We start from the raw sequence: 26121 nt of genomic DNA on the forward strand, positions 1-26121 counted from the left end.
CTGCATGGATATCAGTGCACACATCAAGGATCAGGGCTTGTCTCGCGCAGAGATCTGCGAAGTGGCGGGCATTTCCAGAGCCTACTTGAGCCTCATCGAGAAGGGCGAAAGACGGGTTGGCACGGGTAAGGCGGGCGCACTCGCCGCGGCGTTGGGTGTACCGGTTCAAAGCTTGCGTCCAGACCTCGCGGAAATGTTCAGTTCGCCGGCGTCTTCCAACCCGCCGGCGGAAACGAAGACGGAGGCCACGCCATGACCTCCGTCCCGTCCTTTCCCGATCCTGTTCATGTTCGCCGTCCACGTGGTGAACATAGGACAGTTGATGTGGAAAGATCTTGCCAGAAATGCGTCGGTCCGGCGGAAGAGCAGGCCCTGAAGAAGCTGGTGGTCAAGGCGCTGTGGACAGAGTTCCCGGGGCACCAGAGCGAAAAGGGCCTGGCTGACGAGGCCTGCCATTACTTCCGGGACAAGAAGGGCGATCCGATCTCGCCCCGTACGGTGCGGTACTGGCTGCGGGAAGAAACGCTGCCCAGTGCGGTGCACCTGTCGGCGTTGGTGATCATGCAACCGATGATGTTCATGGGCCACTGGCTGGGGCGTGGCGACAGATGATCCGCAATACCGTTCACGCCGCCGCCCATTGGGGTGGTCACGCCCTTCTTGCCCTGTCGCGCCGCCCGGCCCGGCGGGGCTGGACTGGCACCGCAACCGCGCTTCGCCGCGCTGCGGAAAAACTTTTCCACATGTGCAAGGGGAGGGCCTGAAATGGCAGTAACAACGTTCATTCCTATGGATTATGCCCGGCGACCGCCTGTGCTTGATATCCCCTATGGCGATGTCGCGCCTTCGGCATTCACTTCTTCAGATCTCGTGGTCTTGGCCAAGGTTGACGATCCTGTGTGGCGCGAGGTTCTGTTAGTGGATTTCCATGCCGATCCATCCACCCTCCGTCCACTCCTGCTTGGGCGAGAGCCCTGAACAGATGGTTGGCTTGTGCAGCATTCAACACCACGCGCGTCGTCTGGTCGGGGTCAGAGGTGAACGTGATAATGCACCCTTCATGCGTTGGCATGACGCCGACGCGGGTTGCGCGGGCCGTGATCATGCCGTCGAGCATCGAAGCCGCCGGCATGCCTTTGGCAATCAGGTCGTCGAGCCATCGTTCGTAGGTTTGCAGGCTGAGCTTGGGGAGCTTCATCGTGTTCCTCCACAATTGGACTTCGCGCTTGAGACACATCAGCCGCGAGAAAGGGGCGTTCAATGAGCATCGAAACGGTACTGACACGAGTTGGCAAGGCTTTCTGCAGCGAACCAGACCCATCTGAAGTTGCTGAAGAGCGCCGTATCAAGGCGTTGACCAGCGGAGATGTGGTCAGGGTCGGAACTGTCCGCACGTCCGTGCCTGAGCCGACGCAGGCAACCTAATTCGGCGACGCGGATCTGCGGGCGGTCTGGCGACGTCGGCAGATCATTACAGGCGCGTTGCCAACCGGCCGGGGACGAGCACGGGGAAACCCGCCCCGGCCGGGTCAATTGAAACCGGAGGGCTGATGATGTTCGGAACAAGGCGCATACAGGTCCAGGATCATGGGCAGCCGGGGCAGATCGTTGTCGGCCAGGATATTGGCCATGTCGTCATGTTTCCGCCGCTGTTCCTGAGCTGCCGGGAACTGACGCCGGATCAGGCGCGTGAACTGGCCGCTGCCCTTATCGCCACAGCCGACGAGATCGAAGGCAAGCCCGGCATTGCGGAGCCCGGCGCATGAGCGACAAGGTCCTTCTGCTGGCAGCAATGGCCGTGGTGACCACTGACGGGCCGCACGATCCGCGGGTATCGCAGGCGGTCCGCCATGCCGTCCGGTCCGAATACGTCGCCCAGAGGCTATGGCTTCAAACGAAGGCGCAGCCGTCCGAGTCGATGATCACCATTGCCGGCATGATCACGCGGCTGGACCAAGCCATGCGGTCCGGCGACCCGGCCGCGGCCGGTCGGGCGTTTCGATATCTGCGCGAAGCCGTTGGCGACTATGCCCAGCGGCGGCTGGAGGCGCTGGTATCATGAGCACCCGCAACCGCCTTCCGAACCGCCGGCCGTCGCTGACGGTATCGGTCGACTGGCAAAACCACGCCTTCGCACTGACCGTCGGTGTCGATCCGCGGGACGGACGGCTGTCCGAGGTCTTCTATGCCGATGGCCAGAAGTCCGGCACGGCATTGCAGCACACGGTGCAGGACGCCTGTGTCATCATCTCTGTCGCGTTGCAGCACGGGGTGCCGATTGCCGATCTGACCCACAGCCTGGGCCGGGTGCCGGGGGCGATGGGCGTCGAAGGCCCGGCAAGCCCGGTCGGCGCGGTGGCCGAGGCGCTGGCCGCCCTCGACGCGGAACTGGGTGGGGACTGACCTGGTGGCCGACGCACGCACAGACAGCCGATCGCGGGATGACTTTCGGATTGCTGAAGCCAAGGCGATCCCAGTACCCGAACTGGTGAACCGGCTTGGCATCGCCCGCCTGCACCCGACAGGGACCGAGCTGGTGGGCCCGTGCCCCCTGTGCGGTGGGCGCGATCGGTTCGGCATCAATCTGACCTCGGCCGTGTTCCTGTGCCGGAAATGCGACCTGCGGGGCGGCGATCAGATCGCGCTGGCCATGCAGATGCTGAACATGACCTTTCCCCAGGCATTGCAGTTCCTGTGCGGGGACGCGCCCGCCCGGTTGGATGAGCGGGAACTGCAGCGCCGTCGGAAGATCGCGGAAGAGGCAGAGCGCAAGCAGCGCGAGACGCAGGAGCGCTATCGTCGGAAGGCCGTTGCGGATGCACGGGCGATCTGGGACCGGTCACGGCCGGGATCCATGGGCGTGGTCCGCGCCTACCTGATGGCGCGCGGGATCGCGCCGGATCTGCTGCCGGATCTGCCTCCGGTCCTGCGGTTCGTCCTGGACCATGCCTATGTCAAACAGATCGGCGGTGAATGGGTCACCCCGCACCGCGGTCCCTGCATGATCGCGGAAATCACCGCGCCGAGCGGCGAACTGACGGCCGTGCATCAGACATGGGTCGATCCGTCCCCGCCACATGGCAAGGCGCGGATCGAATGGAACGGCGAGGTGCTGCAGTCCAAGCTGGTCCGGGGGTCCAAGAAGGGAGGGGCGATCCGCCTGCACACGCCCGCCGATGCTGAGATCCTGGTCATGGGCGAGGGGATCGAAACCACGCTGAGCGCGATGATCGCGCGGCCCTTCGAACGCGCCGCCTATTGGGCCGGGGTCGACCTGGGCAACATGTCGGGCCGCATGGTCAAGGTAAAGGGTATGCGCCATTCCGGCCGGCCGGACATGACCGACAGGAAAGCGTTCCTGCCGCCGCCCTGGGCCCGGCGCCTGGTCTTCATCATGGACGGAGATTCCGATCCGGTCCTCACCCGGGCGAAACTGGAATGCGGGCTTCGCCGGGCGATGGCGTTCCGGCCGGGCCTGCGGGGCCAGATTGTCCATGCAGGCGCCGGTGTCGACCTGAACGACGTATTGACAGGCGCGTCCGAAACTATCCCGGCCGAGGGGGCATAGGCGCATCCCATGGCAGACGGAATCGAAAAGATCAGGCAGGCCTTTGACACGCCCGAGGACGTGGCGCCCGACGAGGATCTGCAGCAGTTCGCGGCGGAACCGCCGCGCGACCAGGAACCACCGTCCGGCCCGTCCGAGGACGAGCCGCCCGAGGCGATCGGTGCGACCTATCCATTGAACGACACCGGGAACGGTTTGCGCTTCGCCTTGTATTGCGGCGAACTGGCGATGTTCGTTCCCCGCGTCGGGTGGCACGTTTGGGACGGCCGACGGTGGAAGCTGGACCCCGACGGCATTGCCGTTCGGCGACATGCGCAGACGATCCATCAGCGGATCGAGCAGGAAGTGCCCTATCTGAAGCTGACACAGACAGAACAGCGTCAGGTCGACAGGCTGCAGGAGGTTCACTGGGAACTTCGGGATCTGGACGGCAATGCAAAGGACCTGAGCGAGGATCAGCGCGAGAAGCGCCTGAAACTGCAGTCAGAGCGGGACCAGCTGACCAAGGACCTGTGGGGGAAGGGATCGACCCGGGCCCGCCATAAGACCTTTGCGCGCTCGGCCGGCAATTCCAACGCCATCAAGAACCTTCTGTCCGAAGCGGTTACCAGCCTGAATCGAGAGGTCGAGGATCTGGATGCAGACCCGCTGGCGGTCAACACTGAATCGGGCCTTCTGCGCTTTCAGATCATCGACATGCGGGATGAAGGCGCCGGCCGGCTGGTGCAGTTCAGCATGCACCGGCACGAACGCGCCGCGCCGATCACGGGCCGGAATGCTGTCCAGTACGTGACCAAGATGATGCCGGTCGAGTTCGACCCCGACGCCAGGTGCCCGAAGTTCGACGCATTCCTGCAACGGGTTCAGCCTGATCCGGAAGTTCGCGCCTTCATTCAGCGCTGGTTCGGCCTGTCCATGACGGCCCTGCCGATCCAGAAGTTCCTGTATTGCTACGGCCAGGGGGCGAACGGCAAGTCGCTGCTGGCCGGCCTCATGCGGCGCATGCTCGGCGATTACGCCACGATGGTGAAGATCGAGAGCCTGACGGGAAAGAACCGGAAGTCCGGATCGGACGCAACTCCGGACCTCATGCGTTTGATCGGCGCCCGGGCGGCCCTGACCAGCGAGCCGGACGAAGGCGAGCGGATGCAGGAACAGAAGATCAAGGAAATGACCGGCGGCGACGAAATGCTGGTCCGCAACCTGCATTCCGACTTCGTCGCCTTCACTCCGCACTTCAAGCTGACCTTCACCGGCAACCACAAGCTGGAGATCCGGGGCACGGATGACGGCATCTGGCGGCGCCCGCTGCTGCTGCCCTTCAATGTCCAGATCCCGGAAGCGGAACGGGACGAAAAGCTGGGCGACAAGCTGTTCGATGAAGAGCGGTCCGGCATCCTGAACTGGATGATTGACGGCCTGGCCCAGTACCTGGAAGGCGGGCTGCAGGAACCCGCCCAGGTCATCGAGGCGACAGAGGACTATCGCAAGGACAGCGACCCGATCGGGGACTTCTTTGCCACCGGTTGCGAGATCGACGGCGGAACGGACTTCCTGCCGGCGCGCGACCTGGTCGACGCCTGCTATCTCTACCTGCTGGAGAACACGTCGCACGCCTGGCAGCCGGGCAACCTGCAGCGCAAGATCAAGGACCGGGCCGGGAAGTACGTTCATCCGCTGACGGCTAAGTCCTATGCGCGTCACAAGCGGAATGGCACATGGGGCTATTCCGGGATCCGCCTGAGCGCAGACATGAAGTCCAAGCTGGACAGCGCACCGCGGGATTCGAAGGGGCTGCCGCAGCTCCGAAGGGACGACGGCCCATCACCTTACGGCGGGGACGACCCGCTGTGACGATCCGGGCGGCATATCCCGCGTTTACCGCCGCCCGCACCCCGCACCCCTACACCCAACTACGAACTAGAACGGGGCAGATCTCAAAGATCTGCCCCGAAACGGGGCGCGCTTGCCTGAGGCCCGTGTTCGGAAAAACCCCATCATCATCGTCGGTTAGTCCTGAGTTGGGGCGCGCGGGGCGCATAGGGCAGAAGTTTTCGACTTACGTGCACGCGCGACTTCTTCGGGGTCTGGGGGATTGTTGTCTTGCGTATAGGTCGCGCCTTTGTGCCCTATCTGCCCTATGCGCCCCGTTCGCTTCATTATCCCTGTCGCTTCAACACCTTACCAGTTGTGCTCTGCGTGTCGGTTTCTGCCCCGCTTTGTCATGTTCTGCCCCATCTGCCCCGCTTCATCCCTCAGGTCCCGATCCTCCTTCTTGGAACTTCCTTCCGAAAAGACAGGCAATTCCAAGATCAAGTGGAGCAGTGAAGACATGGCACAACATGCAGTGAGAGTTCAGGGGCGAAAGCAGATCTGCGGCCAACAGGATCGTTTTCCGGTTCCAGCACGGGGAAGCCAACCGGCGGTGCCGATCTCAATTGAGCAACTTCTGGTCTGGGCCTTTCAGGCGGAACGGGTGACGCTGAACCTGGACAGGGTGTCCCGGCTCGCGGGGTTCGCGCTGCCGGGGTTCGGTTTCGAATACGTGCTGCTGCAGCAAGCCAAGCTGGGGTGTCGGGTGGACGGAGGCGGAAGATCGGACCCGCACCCGGATGCCGAGATCGTCGCTGCGGCACTTGTCGAGCTGCCCGAGGAACACGGCGGCATGCGGACGGGGATCTGGATCGCAGAGTTGGCCCGCGCAGGGATACGGCCGGACTGCATGCAGGATGCCCGGCCTCGGTTCGAGCCGGCCGATGTTCACACGAACCGGCACGGGACAAATGCGAAGACCAGGGATGCTGCGGACCTTGGACCGTTCGGATGGCCTGCACAGCCGCGTCGAAACCGGAAGGGCGTGATCGTGCAGGACGCGGTGCAGTACACGCCTGTCGTCTGCCGCCCGACGCCGGACCAGATCGGCCGGGCGCGGCGCGCCTATCTGCAATGGCGCGGGACGCTGTTTTGGCTGCGGATTTCCTTCCAGACCTACGGCGGCCTGACCGGCTTCAAGCTGACCGACGAGATGCCGCCGCTGACCCCGTGGGCACAGGGCGCTTGACAGGCGAACTTCTAGGGTACTAGACAAGATGCCAGCACCACACGCGCGCCCGGCGGGACATCCCGACCGGGCGCGTTGCGTTTGAGGGGGAGCCCCGATGCTGAGCATGCGCGTCAATGACAGGGTCTTCCTGGAGGCAGCCAGGGATCTGTCGCGGAAGGATGCGAAGACGGCGGCTGTCTGGGCTCTGAACGATACGGCCGATGATGTGCTCGCGCACATGCAGGGCCGGATGGACGTCGTCTTCGACAGGCCCACGCGCTTCACGAAGAACGCGTTGATGGTCTGGCGAGCGAATGCCTCGACGCTGGAAGCGAAGGTCATCGAGCGTCCCTCGGTGGGCAAGCGTCACTTCCTGAAGATCCAGGAGGCGGGCGGTCCCCGGGCACAGACGGGGCTGGAGAAGCTGCTGGACAGTCGGCTCGCCTATGCCGGCGACCTGCAGGCGGTGATCCCGGCCGCGGGCGCCCGGCTGAACCAGCACGGAAACTGGTCGACGGGCGAACGGAACCAGGCACTGTCGGCGGTGCAGGCGCAGCGCGACAGCACGGCGAACACGACGAAGGCTTCGCGCAAGCGGAACCGAAAGCGGGCTGGCTTCTTCGTGCCGGCGGCGGGTTCGAAGCTGTCGCCGGGGATCTGGAAGCGGGACGGGCGCGGGCGCATCACCAAGGTGCTGCACTTCACGTCGCTCGCCCCGGTCTATGACCGGCGGCTGGGCTTCCAGGATGGGGCGGCAGAGGTCTATGAGGCCCGCCTGCCGGATCACCTGCGGCGGACGTTGCAGAAGGTCGCGGAGCGCGCCGCGGCAAAGGCGGCCTCCCGGACCTGAGCGTCGCCTCGGGTCCTTCCTGGGAAACGCCCGTACGGGGGTAATTCGCACCCCGATGCGCGCAAGTTTTTCTGACGGCTGCGATCGTGAGAGATGGGGTTGTTGTTGGGGTTTCCGATGACGGATGGAACAGAGGCGCCGCCACTGCTGGACGTGGCCGTTGACGATGATCTGCTGAAGCTGCTGCGGAAGTATCCGCTGCCCGCGAAGCTCGCGGACACGGACATGAACCAGGAAGAGATCGGGCAGGCCTTCGATGTCTCGGTGAACACCGTGTCGAAGTGGATCCGCGAGGGGATGCCGGTCGCGCAGGTTGGCGGCAATGGCCGGGCCTATGTCCTGCGCCTGTCACATTGCTGGGCCTGGCGAAGGTCGATCGAAGCCGACAGCGCGGCCCGGACGAAGCACAACGAAAACCAGATCAGCATGCTGCGGGCGGAGCTTCTGGGGGTCGAGATCGACAGCCAGGCGGCGCAGCTCTCGGCGCGGGAGCGGCGCGAGCTGGCAGAGGCGGACATGCGGTGGTCGGAGGCGCAGCGGAAGCGGCGCCAGCTGGTGCCGCTGACCGACGTTCTCGATCTCCTCGAGGCGCTGGGGCGGATCGTGCGGAACGGGATCGAGGCGATGCCGGACCGGCTCGAGCGAGAACTCGACCTGACGCCGGCCCAGGTGGCGGCGGTGAAGCGGGCCGGGGACGACATGCTGACGACCTGGGCCGACGAGATCGACGAGGCCGAGCTGCGGGAGCGCGATGTCGCGGACGCCGAGCTCGGCGCGTCTCTCATGATCTGAAAGGAGCGGGCATGCGAATGCTTGATGAGTTCGAGCCGCTGCCGCCCTATGCGGATCCGAGGGAGGCGCTGAAGCTCGCACTTCCGGCCTGGCGACCGGCGGAGCAGATCTCGGTCACCGAGGCGGCCGAGAAATACATGCGGGTCAACGTCTCGGGGCAGTGGCAACCGTTCCGCCGGGACGTGACGCCCTACATGGTCGAGCCCACGGACATGATCGCGTCGCGGGAGTACCGCGGCGAGGTCTTCTGCGGGCCGTCACAGTCGGGCAAGACGCAGATGCTGCAATCGGCGCTGGCCTACACGATCCGGGCGGACCCGGGCCGGGTGGCGCTGTTCCAGATGACACGGGAGGCGGCGGCCGAGTTCGAACGGAACAAGATCGCGCCGATGGTGCGCAACAGCCCGGACCTGCGGGAGCGCCAGGGGCGCGGCCGGGGGTCGGACAACATCTACCACAAGCTCTACACGGGCGGGACGCAGCTGACGATCGACTGGCCGACGATCACGAAGCTCAGCTCGGCCACCATGCGCCTGGTCCTGGGCACCGACTATGACCACTTCCCGGAAAGCATCGACGGGGAAGGCGACGCCTACTCGCTGATGCGGGCGCGGACCCGGACCTACCTGTCGCGGGGCATGGTGGTGGTCGAGAGCAGCCCCGGGGCGCCGCTGGTCAGCGAGGACTGGCGGCCGTCGTCGCCGCATGACTGCCCGCCGGTGAAATACGGGGTGCTCTCGCTCTATCCAGACGGCACCCGGGGCCGGTGGTACTGGGAATGCCCGTGCTGCGGGGCGCGGTTCGAGCCGAGCTATTCCCGGCTGGTCTATCCGGACAGCACAGATCCGCTCGAGGCCGGAGAGGCGGCGGAGATGCGGTGCCCGCATTGCCGCGAGACCTTCGGGCATGACCTGAAGCGCGAGCTGAACGCGGAAGGGATCTGGCTTCACGAGGGGCAGGGCCTCGACGCCCACGGCCGGCCGGAGCTGGTGCGCATCGACAGCGGCCGGGTCCGCCGGACGGACCTCCTGAGCTACTGGCTCGACGGCACGGCGGCGGCCTTCGCCTCCTGGAAAGAGCTGGTGACGCTCTACCGGCAGGCGCTTCGGACCTTCGAAGCCACGGGGGACGAGGAAAAGCTGAAGAGCGTGATGAACACGGGCTTTGCACAGCCCTATTTCCCGCGCTCGGCCAGTTCGGAAATGGAGGTGACCTTGCAGGGTCTGAAGGATCAGGCGCTCGGGAACGATCTGCCCCGCGGCATCGCCCCGAACTGGACGCGCTACATCACGATCTCGGTCGACGTGCAGGCCTCGCGCTTCCCGGTGGGGGTCACGGCCTGGGGCGAGAACGGGCAGCACATGCCGATCGACCGGTTCGACCTGTTCCAGCGCCCCGGGGTTGAGGATCAGATGATCGACCCGTTCAAGGTGCCGGAAGACTGGCGGATCCTGGAGGTGCTGGAGGCCAGGACCTGGCCGGTGGACGGGACCGAGGCGCAGATGCGGGCGTCCTCGATCGCCGTGGACATGCACGGCGGCGGCGCCACGACCGACAATGCCTATCGCTTCTACCGGGAGCGGCGCCGGGCCGGGCAGGGGCACCTTTGGTACCTGACCCGGGGCGAGGGCGGGCTGCGGCATGCGGACCGGGTCTGGCTGAAGGCCCCGGAGAGTGCCAGCCAGAAGAGCCAGCGGGCGCGTCGGCGCCGGGTCGCGAAGGATATCGAGATCCTGCACATGGCGGTCGACAAGCTGAAGGATTCGGTCGCGGCGTCCCTGCTGGCCGAGGCCGGAACCGCCAATGCCTGCCTGATCCCGGGCTGGATGACCGAAGAGCAGCTGGCGGAGATGACCGCGGAGCGCCGGGAAGAGAAGGGCTGGAAGAAGCGGCCCGGCATGGTGCGCAACGAAAGCCTCGACCACCTCGTGCAGGCCCGGGCGCAGCACATCATCCGGCGCGGCGAGGTCATCGACTGGTCGAGCCCGCCGGATTGGGCATCCTGGGGCGCGAAGAACCAGTTCCTGCTGCTCTCTGCACCCCCCGAACCGGAAGAGCTGGCGGTGGATGCGCCCGAAACTCCGCCCGCGCGACCGCAGGCACCGTCCCGGCCGCTGGCCGAGGCGAGACCCGGCGCGCCCGGACGCGGCGGATGGATCCAGAAACGAGAGGGTTGGCTGTGAGCCCCTATACTCCTGAAGAGCTTGCGCAGATCAAGGCTAACCTGATCCAGGTGAAGTCCAACCTCGCGAAGGGCGTCACCTCTATCGAGTTGAACGGAGAGAAGATCACGTTCCGGCCGCTGGCCGAGATGCGCCAGATCATCGCGATGCTCGAAAGCGACATTTCTTCCTCGACATCGTCTGGCTTCTACACGCCCAGCTTCTCGCGGGGCTGACCATGAGCATGTTCGAAAACCTTCTCCTGGCGATCTCCCCTCGCCGGGCGGCGGAGCGTGAGCGCCACCGGGCCATCGCGATGCATTACCGGGCCTCGCGCCTCGGGCACCGCAACGAGAGCATCCGGCCGGATGGCACGGACGCGGATATGGCCAGCCGGGATCGCCGCAGGATCGCTTTCTATATCCGCGACATGATCCGCAACACGCCGATGGCCACGAGCATCCAGCAGGTGATTACGGCAAACGTGATCGGCGACGGGATCATCCCGAAAATCAACGTATCTACGACCATTCCGGCGGCGGCGCGCAAGCGGATCAAGGCGCTGGGTCTCGAGATGATCGAGGAACATTGCGATACGGTGGACATCGACAAGGCCGGGCTGCAGAACCTCTACGGGCTGCAAGCCACGGCGATGAACACGGTGGTCGATGCGGGCGAGGTGCTGATCCGGCGGCATCGGCCGATGCTGAACCGGATCACGATCCCGCTGCAGCTCGAGATCCTGGAGCCCGATTACATCGACAGCACCCGTTGGGGGCTGACGGCGGGCGGCAACGAGATCCGCGAGGGCATCGAATACGATGCCGAGAGCGGCGACCGGGTGGCCTACTGGCTCTTCAACCAGCACCCGGGGGGCGAATGGCGGCCCGGGTCCAATCCGCTGATCTCGGAGCGGGTGCCGGCCGAGGATATCCGGCACATCTTCCGGGTCGACCGGGCCGGGCAGACGCGGGGGATCAGCTGGTACACGCCCATCGCGGAAAAGCTGCTGCATGCGGACGACGCGGAAGACGCCCACCTGATGCGCCAGAAGATCGCCGCCTGTTTCGTGGCCTTCCATCACATGAACCTGGACGGAAAAACCCGTCCGGAGCTGGGCGGCACCCTTTCGCCGGGGACCATCATGCCGGTGTCGAGCGACGAGGACATGACCTTCGCGGATCCGCCCGAGGTGGGCGACTATTCCGAGTTCCAGAAGGGGGTTTTGCGGTCTGCTGCCAAGGGGGTCGGCATCACCTACGAGGCGCTGACCGGGGATCTGACCGACGTCAACTTCTCCTCCGCCCGGATCGGGCGGCTTGAGATGGAACGGAACGTTACCGGCTGGCAGTGGCGCATGCTGATGCCGATGATGCTGCGACCGATCGGAGCCTGGATCATCGACGCCTGGGCCGAAGTGCTGCCGGAGCTCTGGGAGATGCCGGGCGCGGTGAAGATCAGCTGGGTGCCGCCCTACCGGATCATCGTGGACCCGGCGCGCGAGTTCGATGCGCTGAACACGGCCGTGCGTTCGGGCTTCCAGAGCCGGCAGGGCGTGGTGCGCCAGCTTGGCGTCGATCCCGAGCGGCTGCTGGAAGAGCAGCTCCAGGACAAGGACGAGGCGGACCGGCTGGGTCTGCCCTTCGACAGCGACCCGCGGGCGGACCCGTCCCGGAAACTCTCCAGCTTCACGAACGAGGGATACAAGGATGAATGAAATCTTCCTCACCGGTACCGTGGGCTTCTCGTTCTGGGACGAGGACAGCTTCACGGCGCGCTCGGTGCGCGAACAGCTCGAAGGTCTGACGGGTCCCCTGACGGTGCGGCTCAATTCCGGCGGCGGCATCGCGACCGAGGGGCAGGCCATCTACACCGTGCTCAAGAACTATGACGGCGAGGTCACCGTGGTGATCGACGGGATCGCGGCGTCGGCGGCCTCGCTGGTGGCCATGGCGGGCGACCGGATCGTGATGCCGGTGGGTGCGCTGATGATGATCCACGATCCGGCGCTCTGCTGGACCGTGGGCCGGGGGACCGAACAGGATCACCTGGACGCGGCCAAGGGCCTGGGGGTCTGCGCCAATGCCTATGCGGCCGTCTATGCCGCCCGGTCCGGGATGAGCCTGGACGCGGCGCGCGAGATCATGCGGGCGGAGACCTATTACGACGGCCCGGCGGCGGTCGAGGCGGGTTTTGCCACGGATACCGACGACGGCGCGGAAGCGGCGGCCGCCGCGCTCTTCGACTACCGGCTTTATGCCAAGGCCCCGGCCGCTCTTCGCGCGACCAGCACGGGCCTTGCTTCGGGATATTCCCGGAACGCCCTTGTGGCCCTGATGTCCGGGGCGACGACCAAGCAACCTCAGAAAGGGATTTCCATGCCCAAGACCATCCAGATGCAGGCGGAAGAGGAGCAGGAGATCCTCGACGCCGAAGCTGAAGCCGAAACCGAAACCGATCCGGAGATGGAGGACGACGCGACCTCCGAAGATCCGGAAGAGGCGGCGGGCGAAGACGATCTCGGGGAAGAGGATCCCGAGGACGCGCCCGAGGCCGAGGCCTCCGACGACAACCCGCATGCAGGCGCCATCCTGCGCTTCGCGGCCTCGCGGCGCATCGGCACCGATATCGCGATGGACTGGATCGGCCGCGGGCTGACCGCGGCCCAGGCCATCGCCGAGTTCAAATCCAAGCACGGGAATGACACCATGACCAAAGCGCGCCCCGGCATGACCCGGGCACAGATCCAGCGTGACGAGCGCGACACCCGCCGCCTGGGCATGTCCCAGGCGCTGACCGCCCAGATCACCGGCAGCGATCCGGTCTCGGGCGCGGCGCGGCCCTTCATGGACATGTCGATCGTGGAGATTGCCGCGGCGTCCATCGACCACCGGGGCCGGATCCGGTCCACGGGCGACAAGCTGAACGTCTTCACGGCCGCGTCGCATGCCACCAGCGACTTCCCGGCGATCTTCCAGAACGCGCTGAACAAGGTGCTGCTGGAACGCTATTCCGCGTTCCAGCCGACCTATCGCACGGTGGCGAAGAAGAAGAACTTCCGCGACTTCCGGCCGATGCCGCTGGTCCGGGCGGGCGACTTCCCGACGCTGCTGCCGGTGGGCGAGGGTGGCGAGATCAAGTGGGGCACTTTCGGTGAGAGCGGCGAGACCGCGCTGATCGTGCCCTATGCCCGGGGCCTGACGGTGTCGCGGCAGATGATGATCAACGACGATCTCGGCGCGATCAACGACCTGCTGTCGAGCTATGGCGAGACGGTCGCCTTCTTCGAGGAGAAGACCTTCTATGCCGGCGCTCTCACAGCGAAGCTGGCGGACGATGTGGACCTGTTCCACGCGGATCACGGCAATCTGGCCGGCGCGGGCACCGCGATCACGACGGCCGCGCTGTCGGCCGGGCGGACCGCCATGCGCCAGCAGAAATCCATCGACGGGCTGTCGCTGAACCTGGCGCCGACCACGCTGCTGGTCGGGCCGGCAAAGGAAACCGAGGCGGAAATGATCGTGGCGCAGATCACGCCCACGGATGCCACAGCGGTGAACCCGTTCTCGGGGCGCCTGCGCCCGGTGGTGACCACCGAGATCACCGGCAACGCCTGGTATCTCCTGTCCGACCGGGCGCCCTGCTGGGTCTACGGCTTCCTCGACGGGGCCGAGGCACCGCGGGTGCGGACCGAGGAGCCCTTCGGTGCGCAGGGCTTTGCCATGACCGTCGAGCACGATTTCGGCTTCGGGGCCTGCGACTTCCGGGGCGGCTACAAGAACGCCGGCGCCTGACCGCCTGCTGACCTGAACCCATGACGAGGGCGCCATGACGGCGCCCTTCGTCGTTTATGGCCTTCCATTCGAAAGGGTACTTGCATGAAGACCTTCATCCAGCGGGGCGATACCGTCTCGCTCACCGCCGCGGCGGCCGTTTCCGGCGGCGGCTTCATCGTCAAGGGCACGCTCTGCGGCCTCGCGGTCCATGACGCGGCCATCGGCGAGGCCGTCGAGGTCAGCCTGACCGGCGTTCACGATGTTCCGAAAGTCTCGGCCCAGGCCTGGACCGAGGGTGCGGCCGTCTATGTCGATCCGGTGGCGCTCGTGGCCACGACGACGGCCGCCGAAGGCAACATCTTCGTCGGCGTGGCGGTGGCCGCTGCGGCGAACCCGAGTTCGACCGGCATGCTGCGTCTCAACGGTGCTGCGCCCGCAGCGGCTGTTCCGGCACCCTGACGGTGACCTCGCTCTTTGACGGCATGGCGGGCCTGCTGACCGAGACTTTCGGCGGGCCCGTCACCTACACGCCCGCGGGCGGCGCCCCCCGCGTCATCGCTTCGGTCTTCCGGCGGACGCCGGTCGAGGCGACCGATCCGGAAGGGCATGCCGTGCTGGTCACGACGCCCACCTGGACCGTGCCGCGAGCGCTGGTGCCCGAGGTGAAGCGCGGGGACCGGATCGTGCCCGGTGACGGGCTGACCTACGAGATCCGGAACGTCTGGCCCTCGGGGTCGCCTGCGGCGGATGCGCGGGTGATCTGCGAGCTCTTCGAGGTCGACTGATCCCATGCATTACCGTTCGCAGTTCCGCGCCGATGTCCGGGCCGCGCTGGCAGCCGATCCGCTTCTGGCGGGCATCACCTTCCTGTCGGCCTGGGCGGAAAACATCGACCCCGACACGCTGCCGGTGATCGGCGTGGTGACGCCCAGCGAACGCTCGCGGGTGGAAACGCACCGATCGGTCGAGAAGGGCACGCTCCTGCAAGTCGTGCTCAAGCGGCGGGGCGACGAGGATATCGAGGACCACCTCGACGATGACACGGCGGTGATCGAGGCCACGGTCATCGCGGCCCTGCAGACGCGCGAGGCGCAATGCGTCCTCGAAGAGACCACCACCGTGGTGGACGGATCCGGCGCCCGCCGGATCGGCACTGCAACCCTGAGCTTCCGCGTGACCATCTGGCGCACGGGACCCTGACCCTTCAAACGGAGTAGAGACGATGAGTGCAACCGGCGTAACCATCGGGTACGGCGCAACGATCCGTATCGGTCGCGGCGCAGTTCCGGCCTGGACCCCACTGGTCGGGGTCGGGGACTTCGACTTCCCGGCGGGCGAGAACGACGAGGTCGAGGTCACCTCGCACACCTCGCCCAACCGGACCAAGGAATACGTGGCCGGGATGATCGACAACGGCACGATCTCGGTGCCGCTCGACTATGTGCCGGAGAGCGACCAGGACATCCTGCTGCGCGTCCTGCGCCAGACCGGCGAACTCGTCCAGGTCGAGGTCACGGCCGCCGGTGGCGATCCCGAGATCTATGCCGGCTTCGTGCGGTCCTACGGGCGGACCGCGCCGGTGCAGGGCAAGTCTGCCGCAACCCTGGTCCTGCGGATCAACGGCATCGTCTCGGGCGAAGCCGTCGATCCTGTCGCGGGGGCCTGATCATGATGAAATTCCGAGGCGAGACCCGCTTCACCGCGCTCGGCCAGGACTGGGTGCTCCTGTTCGACTTCAACGCCCTGGCGCTCTTCGAAGAGGAACGCGGCGTCCCGGCCCTCGACGTGATCGCAGGTCTTGAGGATGAGAAGACCCCGCCGCGCATCACCGACCTGCGGCTCCTGCTCTGGACGGGCCTCAAGCGTCACCAGCCGGAGGTCACGCTGGAACAGGCCGGCGACATCATGAGCGCGGCGCCCGAGGCGCTCCTCCAGGGGATCAACGCCGCGCTGCCGCCCGCGCCCGGACAGGGGCCCGGGAAGGGCCCCGGCAAGGGGAAGGGCCGCGCGCGGGGAAAGTAGACGGCGCCCTCCAGGCGCGCATCCTGTCCGAGCTGCTGCTGCGCTTCCTGGAGGCGGGGTACACCTACGCGCTCTTTCTTGACCTGACCCCGGCGCTCTTCGTGATCCACATGGATGCGGCGGTGGCCCGGGCCAAGCACGAGCGGCGCGGGCAGCGCGAACTGGCCTGGCTCACGGCGAAACTGCAGCGGGCGCAGAAAATCCCCGAGCTGGTCGAGATCCTCGACCCCGACGACGAGCGCGACCCGGAAGAGGTCGCGGCGGAACGCAGGGCGCAGCAGCGCGCCTTCAGCGCAGAGCTTCCCAGAAGGACCTGGAGCGAATGGCAACAACGATGATGGGGCGCATGCAGGCCGTTCTGGGCCTCGACACGCGCAACTTCGAGCGGGGGCTCGACCGGGCCAGCGGCCAGACGCGCGGCTTCTCCCGCGAGGTTGCGGCCATGGCCCGGCGGGTCGGAACGGCGTTGGCGGCCGGTGTCGCGGCGATCGGGGGGATCACGGTTGCGACCGTGAATGCGGCGACCGAGATCTCCCGGCTGTCGCAGGTCGCCAATGCCACGCCGGAAACCTTCCAGCGCTGGAGTGCCGCGGCCTCGAGTGTCGGGATCGAACAGGACAAGCTCGCGGATATCCTGAAGGACGTGAACGACCGGGTGGGGGACTTTCTCAGCACCGGCGGCGGGCCGATGGCGGACTTCTTCGAGAACATCGCGCCCAAGGTCGGGGTGACGGCAGACCAGTTCCGGCGGCTCTCGGGCCCGGAGGCGCTGCAGCTCTATGTCGACAGCCTGCAGAAGGCGGGCGTGAACCAGCAGCAGATGACCTTCTACCTGGAGGCCATGGCCTCGGACACCACGGCGCTGATCCCGCTTCTGAAGGATGGCGGGGCGGAGATGCAGCGGCTGGGCGATTCCGCGGAAGCCGTGGGGGCCGTCCTCGATGGGCGCGCGATCGCGGCCATGCGTGACACCAAAAAGGCCATGTCACAGATCGGCGTGGCCATGACCGGTGTCCGCAACCAGATCGCGGTGGCGGCGTTGCCGTCGCTCCAGGCCGTCGCGGACCTCCTGGTGCAGCTCACCGGGCAGGGCGGCGCGCTGTCCAGCATGATCACCGTGATCATGGGCAACCTCGACCGTCTCGCGGCCTATGCCGCCACGGCGGCGGTGGGCTTCGGCAGCTACCTTGCGGGGGCCTTCGTCGCGACGCAGATCGGGGCGGTGGGGCTTGCCGGCGCCCTGGGGCTCGTGCGGACGGCGCTGATCCGGATCGGGATCGGGGCGGTGGTGGTTCTGGCCGGCGAGCTCGTGCTCTGGCTCTCGCGGCTGGTCCAGTCGGCCGGCAGCGTCGGCGCGGCGATGGTGCTCCTGAAGGACCTGGCCTCCGAGGTCTGGGGCAGGATGAAGATCGGGGCCGAGGCGGCCGTGTCCTCGATCCGGGCGGTGCTGCTGGATCTCAAGGCCGTGGGGCTCGATGTCTTTGCGGCCTTGATCGACGGCGGGGTGACCTTCGCCAATCGCTATGTCGGGGTCTATCGCGGGGCCTTCAACGCGATCAAGGAACTGTGGTCGGCGCTGCCCGCGGTCATCGGCGACCTCGCCTACAAGGCGGCGAACATGATGGTCGAGGCGGTGGGCGAGATGCTCAACAGCGTGGTCGACAAGATCAATTCCTTCATCACCAAGGTGAACGACAAGATCCCGGAGACGCTCAAGGCGCGCTTCGGCACGTTCGGCGTGGTCGGGACTGTCGAGCTCGGCGGCATCGACAACCCCTTTGCCGGGGCCGCGGAAGAGGCCGCCCGGGCCGCCGGGGAGGCCTTCAAGGACGGCTTCAACACCGACACCTTCAGCGGTCCCGACACGTCGGGGATCGCCCAGTTGGCCGATGACGCGGAGCGGGCGGCCGACAACGCCCGGCTGGCGTCCTCGACCCTCGGGGCGCTCGCGACCTCTCCGCTCGATGCCTGGCGCCGCCTGCGGGAGACGATCACCGGCAGCGGCGACGAGATGACCGATGCCCTTGAAGAAACCCGGGCCTCTGTCGACCAGCTCGAATCCTCCTTCGGAACGGCAGGCGGGGCCGCGAAAAAGACCAAGGAGCAAGTGTCCGAGCTGAAGACGGCGACGGAAGACTGGAAGGGCAGCATGCGGGACGGTCTCAAGGGGCTGGTCCAGGGGACGAAGTCGCTGGGCGATGCCCTGGGCGGCGTCTTGACGAAACTCTCCGACATGGTGCTCGACAAGAGCTTCGATGTCCTCTGGAACCTCGGCAGCTTCGACGGGATCGCGGGGGGCATCCTCGCCGCCTTCGGGATCGGATCCAATGCCAACGGCACGGACAACTGGCGCGGTGGCCTGACGCGGTTGAACGAACGGGGCGGCGAGATCGTGGACCTGCCGTCCGGGTCGCGGGTCTATCCGAACGACCTGTCGAAGAAGATGGTCGAAGGGCGCGACAGCCTCGAAATCGACGCGCGCGTTTACGTGGATCAGGACGGCAACTGGAAGGCGGCGGTGGCGGACATTGCCGGCGAGGTGTCGGGCCGGCAGATCGCACAGCAGAACTACCGGCTGGGCCGGGCGCAGAAGCTCTGACGATGTCGGTTATCCCGCTTCCGTCGCCGCTGGTCTATCGCCCCGTCGAACATTGGCGGCTGCGGACGCTGACCGCGACGCCAGGCCCCGGTCTGGGCGGCCGCCAGCAGTTCATCTTCCGGGAGACCCGGGTCTGGCGCGGCGTCTACCAGGTGGTCTACGCCTGGGGCAGCAGCGCCACGGAAGGCGCCTACCTCGCGTTCCTGGACGAGGTGCGGGGCGCGGCCAATACCTTCAGCCTGCCGGTGCCGAACGGGCTCACGCTCACCAGCCTGACGGAGCGGACGGCCTTCCTGCGCGGTCTTGGCGTGTCGGAGGCGGAGATCGCGGCCGGGCATCTCTTCTATGACGACGGGACCGGGTTCTCCGACGGCACCGGTTTTGCCCTGCCCGAGGCGGAAGATCCTGTCATCGCGGCCGACGCGCCGGTGGGCGCCCGGATCGTCCAGCTCTCCGGCACCCTCGGGGCTGTCCTGTCCGTGGGCGCGGGGTTCTCGATCAACGCGTTCTATTACCGGGTCTCGGCGAACGACGGTGGCACGGTCACGTTCAACCCGCCCCTGCGCGCAGCGGTGACCGCGGGCGACCCGGTCAATGTCAATGCGCCCAAGATCCGGGTGCGCTTCGTGGATGACGCCGCGGCCGAAAGTGCGCACGCGTTCGCCTCCTATGGCGCGCCGTTCTATCTCGACGTGATCGAGGCCTTCGACAGATGAGCCTCTACCTGGCGAACCAGCCCGATCCGGCCGCGGTGCAGGCGCAGCTGGAAAACGAGGCCGTGCATGTCTTCCTCCTGCTGGAGATGCGCTTCTCGTCCGGCACGGTCTGCCTGTCGAATGCGCTCTTGCCCTTCACGGATACCGACCCCGCGAAAGGGTTCACCTGGCAGGGGTTCGGCAACCTGGTCGGGGTCTCCGACCTTGAAGGGGGGCCGGAGGATCTGGCGCCGGTCATGCAGTACCAGCTCGGGATCCCCTGGGAGATCCTGGAAGACGACGAGCGGGGCGTGAACGGCATGGGCCTGATCCCGGGCCTGATCGGGGATCCGGCGGAATACCGGAACCGCGAGGCGATCCTCTACGAGCAGGTGATGAGCGACGATGTGCTCGACGCGCATGGCCGCCCGACGCCGGTCGGGATCCCGACGGCGCTGCACTTCGGGCTCATGGACACGGTCTCGGCCACCTACACCCCATCGGCTGCGATCCTGTCGATGTCGGTGGAAGGGCCGCTCGCCCGGAAGGGGGCGCCGGTCTACGGGATGCTGACGGCGCGGGACCAGATCCGGCGCTACCCGGGGGACACCGGGCTGAACTACGTGGCCGAGGTCATGAGCACCAATCCGAAGTGGACGGACTGGTGAGCATCGCGGCCGATTACATCGCCCGGACGGCACCGTTGCCGCTGTTCTATGGGCACACCGATTGCATGCCGTGGGTTGCGAGCCTGTGGCGCGAGGCGACGGGCTTCGATCCGGCGGCAGAGCTGCGCGGGTCCTATGACACGGCCTTCGGCGGCCGCCGCCTGTTGATGGCGGGCGGGGGGCTTCGCGCGGTCGCACGGCGGCAGATGGCAGGTATCCCGATGGGCGGCGATGGCGACGGGATCTGCAGCGCTGTCGCGCAGGGGCAGACGGTGGCCGGCATCCTGTCCGGTGGCCGGCTGTGGCTGAAGGTGGATCGGGGGGCGATTGCGCCCTCGGAGTTCAAGATTCTCGACAGGTGGTGCTTCTGATGCCGGCAGGACTTGCGCTCGCGTTTCCGGCGACCTTTGCGGCAGGCGGGACCGCCGCGCTGTTCGTGACCACGGCGGGCGTGACCACGCTCAGCGGCCTCGGGATCGCCGTGTCAATCGGGAGTTCCGTCCTGCTGGCCACGGCTGGCACGGCTTTGCAAAAGCGAAGGTCTGCCGCCTCGGCGGATCCCGAGAACGTCCAGCTGAACATCCGCCAGGCGATCGGTCCGCGCATTCGGCACTACGGCACGGTGCAGGTGGGCGGCACCATCGTCTTCTTCCGGGCCCGCTCCGGCACCTTCTTCCGCGTCATCGTGCACGGTCACGGCGAGATCGACAGCATCGAGAGCTACATTCTGGACAGCAAGGAAGTGACGGTGAACCCGGCCGACTTCTTCGTCCAGGAGGGCCAGTACGAGCACGGCGGCGCCAGGCGTGTCCGGATCGCGTCCCGCCTGGGCGTCGCGCCCTCCGCCCATTACGACCAGATCGAGGGGATTTGGCCGGCCTTTGATGAGGATCACCGGCTCGACGGGCTCTGGACGTCCCTGACCATGGCGGAACAGGTGCCGGCCGAGGCCTTCCGCAGCGTCTATCCGAATGGCGAGCCATCGCTTGCCATCCGGGCAAACACCACGAAGCTGCGGGACCCGCGCACGGGGCTGACCGTCTTCTCGAAGAACATGGCCCTGGCCATCGCCGACCTGATCGAACACCCGGACGGGTTCAACCTGGCCGGAATGGTCGATGATGCCGTGCTCGAGGTGGCCGCGGATGACAGCGACGACGCGATCCCGGTGGCGGCCGGGGGCACCGAGCCGCGCTGGCAGATCGGCGGCAGCTATGCCCTGACGGAGAAGCCGGGGGATGTGCTGACCCGGATGCTCGATGCCTGCGCTGGTGACGTGCAGCTTCTGCCCAATGGCAAGATCGGGGTACATGTCGGCAAGTGGCGGACCCCCGACGTGACCTTGCGCCGGGACGAGCTCATCGAGATCTCGTCCTGGTCCTCGGGGCCGGACAAGCTCGATCGCTACACGGAGCTGCCCTTCACCTATGTGGACCCGGCGCTCGACTTCAAGGCGACCACCGGGGACACCTGGGAAGATCCCGCGCGCGAGGCTGCGAATGGCGAGATCGCCGTGGGCCCTCAGCAGGACTATTCCTTCGCGCCCTCGCACGGGCAGGGGCGCCGGGCGGCGAAGGAGCGGATCGAGCGGGACAACCCGTTGCACGAGCTGGTGGCGGTCTGGCGGCCTTCCGCGCGCAGGGCGCTCTTCGAGCGCTTCATCGGCATCGACATGGCCGAACTGCCCGGGACCTGGTGGCGCGTGAAGGGCTACAGCCTGCGGCTCTCCGACGGCGCGGTGGTCCTGCGCCTGGCCTCCTACGACGAAAGCTGCCTGGCCTGGACATCGGCCGAAGAGGGGCAGCCCCTGGTCCTGCCGGAAGGGAGCGAGGCGGCGGCGATCCCGTCGCCGGCCAATGCGGCCGCGGCCGGGGCAGGGGTGCGGACGGCGCAGAACAGCTTCACCGCCGGGATCGCGGCCATCTGCGACGCGCCCGCGAGCGATGCCCTGGCGCTGCGGCTGGAATACGCCTCCGCCGGCGACGACGACTGGCAGAGCTGGCCTGTGGCCAGCGAGCGCTACGGCGCGACCATCGCGCCCCTGGTCGACGGGGCCAGCTACGACATCCGCATGTGGTTCCAGACCGTGGACGGGAACACCTCCGCAAAGGTCACGATTGCCGGGGTCACGGCTCGGGCCAGCACGACGGCGCCCGCCGCGCCGACCGGCCTGGCCGTCACGAATGAGACCGGCGGCAGCGCCCGGGTGGAGCTGGTCACCAGCACCAGTCCGGATCTGTGGAAGACGGAGGTCTACCGGGACGCCGTCCTGATCGGGACCTTCTACGACGACCCGGGCGAAGCGGTTGTCTTCTTCGACAGCCCGGGCGCCGGCACCTTCGACTGGACGGCCCGGTCCATCAACGTGTCCGGCACCGAGAACGCATCCGACGCGGGCCCCATCACACAAACGATCACCTGAGAGGTCAAAAGCATGGCAACTGAATTTCCCCATGGTGGCGCCGCGGGCGTATGGGCTGATACTGACGGCGGCCTCGCCAAAAATCCGGAGAAGTCGGACATTCGTGATTGGGGCGGAACGGTCGAGACCGGGATCAATACGACGGAAGCCGACATAGCAGCCCACGGGATCCGCCTGACCGCTGTCGAGGCGGCACAGGCTTCCGGCACCTTCCCTGTGGCCGGGGGGCCGGTCGCCTGTGTCGCCGTGACCGATATCGTGTTGTCCGGCGAGCAGACGATTGACGGGGTCCTGACAGCGACGAGCCGCGTTCTGCTGACCGGTCAGACCGATCCGGCGGAAAACGGGATCTATGTGTCCGCGGCGGGCGCCTGGGCACGCGCGGCGGACATGAATGCCGCCGGCGAGTGCGAAGGTGCCCGGGTCAGTGTCGCCGGCGGGGCGACCTATGCGGCGACGGCCTGGGTCTGCATTTCCGCGGTCACGACGCTGGGCACCGATGATATCGAGTTCGCCGTGATGGACGATTTCGGGGATCTGGTGGCATCCAAGGCGGACGTAGGCCACACGCACACGGCGACCGGTATCAGCGACAGCACCGAGGCCGGACGGTCTCTGCTCACGGCGGCCGATGTTGACGCGCAGAAGGCGGCGCTGGGGCTGGGCACTGCGGCAGAGGAGGCAGCGGACAGCTTCACGCTTTCCACCCTGGTGTCGGCGCCTGAGCGCGCAGGAACCGAAATCGTGCTGCGGGACAAGCGCGGCTTTCGGGCCTTGCGCGCCGGTGCGGACCGGCTGCGGACGAGCCAATATGAGATCAGCCCGGATCGCCTGCGGGGCGGTGGCTTCGATATCGTGCCGAGCGCAACCGGCGGTGTCCGGATCCGGGACAGCCGCGGCTTCTGGTTCGAGCCTGTCGGTGCCCGAACGCTGTTCCGGAGCACGGACAAGGACGGCTTTTACATCCGCGATGCCCGCGGGTTCACGGTGCGGCTGGACCAGCCCGGGACGGCCGAGCCGAAAACCACGCCGCTGCATACGAACGGCGCCGGGCTCTGGCAGTTCCGCCTGATGCTGGCCCGCCTGGCGGCCGGTGATGCGACCACGGCCCGGATCATGCTCCTGGGGGATAGCTGGCACCAGCACGCCTATATCGCTCAGGCAGTGATGAACCTGCTCTATGACCGGTACGGCCAAGGGGCAGACGGCTGGATTTCGCCCACGCATGACAGCTCGGGCGCGGCCGATGAGAACTGCAACGACATTGCCGTTTCGTTCAGCGGCTGGACCGAGATGGACGTGACCGACGACGGCGGGACCGTGGCCGACCCGTGGTCCATCACGGCGGATTACCTGGAAGCGACCGGCACGCTTGCGACATGGACTGCGACCGGGCTGCGGGCCGAGACGATCCATATACTCTATCAGGACGGCGACGGGACCTTCCGCTACCGGATCGACGGGGGAAGCTGGGTCGTGGTCGCCGGGACCGACAGCGGCGACCCGGCCAAGGTCACCGTCTCCGGACTTTCGACCGGAGCAACCCACACGGTCGAGCTCGACACAGTCGGCAATACCGGGACCGCCCGGTACTGCGGGCTCTACTGCACCGGGATCGATGGGGTCGAGGTCAGCAAGTGCGGGAACGGCGGGGCGGACAGTCTCGATTGGGACCGGATCATGGCATCGCCGATGCTGGCCTATATCCTGGACCTTGTGGACCCGCACGCCGCCACGATCTGCCTGGGAACCAACGACATCAGCAACGCGGTTCCGCCGCTGGACTATCGCGCCGCCATCGAAGGCATGATCGACGTCATCCGGGCCGTCAGCCCGGACTGCGGGATCGTGCTGGATCCGCCCAACGAGTGCTTCCGGGCCGGCATCTATGTCGTCGCGGACTATACCGAGCAATGCGCGGACATGGCCGAGGACGGCGATGACGTCGAGTTCATCAACATGATGGACCTGATCGGCCCCTATTCCAGCACGCAGAACCTCGGGATCTGGCGGGACAACTCGCACATGAACGACCTCGGCGGACGCCTGTTCGCCGGGCACCTGGTCAACACCTTCTTCATCATCTGACAAGGAACCTATCCATGGGCGCACTTCTGACGGTCCCGTCCGGCCTGGACATCGAAAGCGTGGCAGACGGATACGAAGCCGACATCTCGGCCAATCTGGTCTATGCCAACTTCTTCAACGCGTCTGCGAAGCTGAAACGGAACCTGGTCGATGGCGGGTCGCTGGCCACGGTCGTGGGGGCTCCGCCGGTGGCCGGCGAGTTCGCAGAGGTCGGGCAGAGCAACTACATCAACACCAACATCCCGTCGCCGGCCGGGGATTTTACCCTGATCCTTGCCGCCAAGCCGACGGACAATGATCAGACCGGGTGGCATATCAGCAGCCGGAACGCTGCCGAGGAAACAGGTATCTGGCTCTATCGCGCCGATTTCGCGCCGGACCGGCTGACGGCGGGGGCCTATACCGACAACGGCGGGGTGATCGCGTCGGACACGCTGGTCGGTCCGACCGGTGTGCTGACCGAGGGCGTGCCGTTCTGTGCGGCCCTGCGCTACAACGCGACGACCCGGGTGCGCCGCCTGACCATGCTGACGGCCGGTTCCGAGACGACCGACACGCTGGCCTATGCCATGCCGGTATCGGCGGACAACCTGCTGATCGGCCGGTCGATCGACGGCACGTCCTCGGGCGGGACAGGGGTTGCGGCGGCGTTCATCTACGATGCCGAGCTGGATGATACCGACCTGGCGACGCAGTACGCGCAGATCAAGGCGGCCATGGCCGTCGTCGGCATCACGGTCTGACGGCCCGGATCCGATCATGACGAAGCCTAAGGAGGCGGGCCGGTGACCCATAACCCGGATCTACAGCAAACGGTCGCCAGCAAGGCGGCCGCCATCGTTTCGGGCGTCGGAACCTACGGCGGATCCGGCACCGCCCTGGTGGGGATCGCCAACTCCGAAATCGTCATCGCGTGGGTCGGTGTCGTGATCGGCGTGGCGGGCCTCGCCCTGTCATGGTGGCACAAGCGCGCCATGCAGCGGATCGAACGCGAACGGCTGGACTGGGACAAGTCCCGGGCCGGCTGATCCATCCCGACAATCCGACCTATCCGCCCTGCCTTCGTGCGGGGTCTTTTGCATTTGGCAAACGCCAGATCGCCCGCCCGAGCGTCACCGGGTTTTCAGCAAAAGGACACTGAAATGCACGTCAAGATCCACACCGCTGCGATCCCGGACGGGACCACGACCATTTCGAACACCTCGGCCGAGACCGTGCGCATGGGGTTCAACCCGTCCCGGCTCGAACCGGTCGACCGCATGAAGGCGCTGGCCGCGGCCCTGGTTTCGGAGTGCGAGATGATCCGCGACGAACGCGGACCTGGCGCACGTGAAGCCGCCATCGCGATCACGCAGATTCAAGGGGCGGCGATGTTCGCCGTCGCCGCGGCAACCGCGGGCCTCTGACCATCACGGCCCCGCCTCGCGCGGGGCCAT

Annotated in this window: 30 protein-coding genes; 29 read left to right on the top strand and 1 reads right to left on the bottom strand. The window is 66.7% G+C overall.

The features are described 5' to 3' along the window. The first annotated feature begins 4 nt into the window (after positions 1-4). Both FQK05_RS09755 and FQK05_RS09760 read left to right on the top strand, forming a co-directional pair. The gene (locus FQK05_RS09755) at positions 5-256 is read left to right on the top strand and encodes a helix-turn-helix domain-containing protein (protein ID WP_158966221.1); all 252 of its coding nucleotides are present in this window, start codon (positions 5-7) and stop codon (positions 254-256) included. A gap of 68 nt (positions 257-324) precedes the next feature. Continuing rightward, positions 325-612, top strand: coding sequence for a hypothetical protein (locus FQK05_RS09760; RefSeq protein ID WP_158966223.1), 288 nt, complete (start codon positions 325-327; stop codon positions 610-612). A 241-nt stretch (positions 613-853) separates the two neighbouring features. Here FQK05_RS09760 and FQK05_RS09765 read toward each other — a convergent pair whose 3' ends face one another. Further along, a complete protein-coding gene (locus FQK05_RS09765) occupies positions 854-1198 on the bottom strand; it encodes a hypothetical protein (protein ID WP_158966225.1) in 345 nt (114 codons plus the stop codon). 352 nt (positions 1199-1550) lie between these two features. Between FQK05_RS09765 and FQK05_RS09770 the strand changes: the two genes are divergently transcribed. The 27 genes from FQK05_RS09770 to FQK05_RS09900 all read left to right on the top strand — a co-directional run bounded on the left by FQK05_RS09770 (position 1551) and on the right by FQK05_RS09900 (position 26091). Continuing rightward, positions 1551-1766: a hypothetical protein gene (locus FQK05_RS09770; protein ID WP_158966227.1), complete on the top strand. Its 216-nt coding sequence runs from the start codon at positions 1551-1553 to the stop codon at positions 1764-1766. Then, on the top strand, positions 1763-2062 hold the full coding sequence (locus FQK05_RS09775; RefSeq protein WP_158966229.1) for a hypothetical protein: 300 nt from the start codon (positions 1763-1765) through the stop codon (positions 2060-2062). The genes FQK05_RS09770 and FQK05_RS09775 overlap by 4 nt, the downstream gene beginning before the upstream one ends. Next, positions 2059-2403 carry a TSCPD domain-containing protein gene (locus tag FQK05_RS09780; RefSeq protein ID WP_158966231.1) on the top strand — a complete coding sequence of 115 codons (345 nt, stop codon included), beginning with the start codon at positions 2059-2061 and terminating at the stop codon, positions 2401-2403. Before FQK05_RS09775 ends, FQK05_RS09780 begins: the two co-directional genes overlap by 4 nt. A 4-nt stretch (positions 2404-2407) precedes the next feature. Then, on the top strand, positions 2408-3568 hold the full coding sequence (locus FQK05_RS09785; RefSeq protein WP_158966233.1) for a DUF7146 domain-containing protein: 1161 nt from the start codon (positions 2408-2410) through the stop codon (positions 3566-3568). Positions 3569-3577: 9 nt separating this feature from the next. Beyond that, on the top strand, positions 3578-5422 hold the full coding sequence (locus FQK05_RS09790; RefSeq protein WP_158966235.1) for a DNA primase family protein: 1845 nt from the start codon (positions 3578-3580) through the stop codon (positions 5420-5422). 370 nt (positions 5423-5792) lie between these two features. Continuing rightward, positions 5793-6629: a hypothetical protein gene (locus FQK05_RS09795; RefSeq protein ID WP_158966237.1), complete on the top strand. Its 837-nt coding sequence runs from the start codon at positions 5793-5795 to the stop codon at positions 6627-6629. Positions 6630-6726: 97 nt separating this feature from the next. Next, positions 6727-7461, top strand: coding sequence for a hypothetical protein (locus FQK05_RS09800; protein WP_233270449.1), 735 nt, complete (start codon positions 6727-6729; stop codon positions 7459-7461). 117 nt (positions 7462-7578) lie between these two features. Then, positions 7579-8253 carry a terminase small subunit gene (locus tag FQK05_RS09805; protein WP_158966239.1) on the top strand — a complete coding sequence of 225 codons (675 nt, stop codon included), beginning with the start codon at positions 7579-7581 and terminating at the stop codon, positions 8251-8253. Between the two features lie 11 nt (positions 8254-8264). Beyond that, positions 8265-10436 carry a phage terminase large subunit family protein gene (locus FQK05_RS09810; RefSeq protein ID WP_233270450.1) on the top strand — a complete coding sequence of 724 codons (2172 nt, stop codon included), beginning with the start codon at positions 8265-8267 and terminating at the stop codon, positions 10434-10436. Beyond that, entirely contained in the window at positions 10433-10651 is a 219-nt protein-coding gene (locus FQK05_RS09815) for a phage head-tail joining protein (RefSeq protein ID WP_158966241.1), read from the top strand. The genes FQK05_RS09810 and FQK05_RS09815 overlap by 4 nt, the downstream gene beginning before the upstream one ends. 2 nt (positions 10652-10653) lie before the next feature. Then, entirely contained in the window at positions 10654-12132 is a 1479-nt protein-coding gene (locus tag FQK05_RS09820) for a phage portal protein (RefSeq protein ID WP_158966243.1), read from the top strand. After that, complete coding sequence (locus tag FQK05_RS09825) at positions 12125-14209, top strand: head maturation protease, ClpP-related (protein WP_158966245.1); 2085 nt, start codon at positions 12125-12127, stop codon at positions 14207-14209. The genes FQK05_RS09820 and FQK05_RS09825 overlap by 8 nt, the downstream gene beginning before the upstream one ends. Positions 14210-14293: 84 nt before the next feature. Further along, complete coding sequence (locus tag FQK05_RS09830; protein WP_158966247.1) at positions 14294-14650, top strand: DUF2190 family protein; 357 nt, start codon at positions 14294-14296, stop codon at positions 14648-14650. Positions 14651-14652: 2 nt separating this feature from the next. Next, positions 14653-14976 carry a head-tail joining protein gene (locus FQK05_RS09835; protein ID WP_158966249.1) on the top strand — a complete coding sequence of 108 codons (324 nt, stop codon included), beginning with the start codon at positions 14653-14655 and terminating at the stop codon, positions 14974-14976. A 4-nt stretch (positions 14977-14980) separates the two neighbouring features. Beyond that, positions 14981-15391, top strand: a complete 411-nt coding sequence (locus tag FQK05_RS09840; RefSeq protein WP_158966251.1) for a hypothetical protein — start codon at positions 14981-14983, stop codon at positions 15389-15391. A 22-nt stretch (positions 15392-15413) separates the two neighbouring features. Beyond that, the gene (locus FQK05_RS09845; RefSeq protein WP_158966253.1) at positions 15414-15857 is read left to right on the top strand and encodes a phage tail tube protein; all 444 of its coding nucleotides are present in this window, start codon (positions 15414-15416) and stop codon (positions 15855-15857) included. Between the two features lie 2 nt (positions 15858-15859). Beyond that, entirely contained in the window at positions 15860-16213 is a 354-nt protein-coding gene (locus FQK05_RS09850; protein WP_158966255.1) for a hypothetical protein, read from the top strand. Positions 16214-16314: 101 nt separating this feature from the next. After that, positions 16315-16551 (top strand): hypothetical protein, encoded by a 237-nt coding sequence (locus FQK05_RS09855; RefSeq protein ID WP_158966257.1) that lies wholly within the window; start codon positions 16315-16317, stop codon positions 16549-16551. Beyond that, positions 16536-18812 (top strand): phage tail tape measure protein, encoded by a 2277-nt coding sequence (locus FQK05_RS09860; protein WP_158966259.1) that lies wholly within the window; start codon positions 16536-16538, stop codon positions 18810-18812. The genes FQK05_RS09855 and FQK05_RS09860 overlap by 16 nt, the downstream gene beginning before the upstream one ends. A 2-nt stretch (positions 18813-18814) precedes the next feature. After that, on the top strand, positions 18815-19528 hold the full coding sequence (locus FQK05_RS09865) for a hypothetical protein (RefSeq protein WP_158966261.1): 714 nt from the start codon (positions 18815-18817) through the stop codon (positions 19526-19528). After that, positions 19525-20175, top strand: a complete 651-nt coding sequence (locus FQK05_RS09870; RefSeq protein ID WP_158966263.1) for a hypothetical protein — start codon at positions 19525-19527, stop codon at positions 20173-20175. Before FQK05_RS09865 ends, FQK05_RS09870 begins: the two co-directional genes overlap by 4 nt. Further along, positions 20172-20546, top strand: a complete 375-nt coding sequence (locus FQK05_RS09875) for a DUF6950 family protein (protein ID WP_158966265.1) — start codon at positions 20172-20174, stop codon at positions 20544-20546. The genes FQK05_RS09870 and FQK05_RS09875 overlap by 4 nt, the downstream gene beginning before the upstream one ends. Next, entirely contained in the window at positions 20546-22597 is a 2052-nt protein-coding gene (locus tag FQK05_RS09880) for a phage tail protein (RefSeq protein ID WP_158966267.1), read from the top strand. Before FQK05_RS09875 ends, FQK05_RS09880 begins: the two co-directional genes overlap by 1 nt. Before the next feature lie 12 nt (positions 22598-22609). Beyond that, complete coding sequence (locus FQK05_RS09885) at positions 22610-24685, top strand: SGNH/GDSL hydrolase family protein (RefSeq protein ID WP_158966269.1); 2076 nt, start codon at positions 22610-22612, stop codon at positions 24683-24685. 14 nt (positions 24686-24699) lie between these two features. Then, positions 24700-25428 (top strand): hypothetical protein, encoded by a 729-nt coding sequence (locus FQK05_RS09890; RefSeq protein ID WP_158966271.1) that lies wholly within the window; start codon positions 24700-24702, stop codon positions 25426-25428. 42 nt (positions 25429-25470) lie between these two features. After that, positions 25471-25713, top strand: coding sequence for a holin (locus FQK05_RS09895; protein ID WP_158966273.1), 243 nt, complete (start codon positions 25471-25473; stop codon positions 25711-25713). Between the two features lie 114 nt (positions 25714-25827). Beyond that, on the top strand, positions 25828-26091 hold the full coding sequence (locus FQK05_RS09900) for an Acb2/Tad1 domain-containing protein (protein WP_158966275.1): 264 nt from the start codon (positions 25828-25830) through the stop codon (positions 26089-26091). The last annotated feature ends 30 nt before the right edge of the window (positions 26092-26121 follow it).

The sequence above is a fragment of the Chachezhania sediminis genome (assembly GCF_009765275.1).
In the GTDB taxonomy this organism is placed as follows: Bacteria; Pseudomonadota; Alphaproteobacteria; order Rhodobacterales; family Rhodobacteraceae; genus Chachezhania; species Chachezhania sediminis.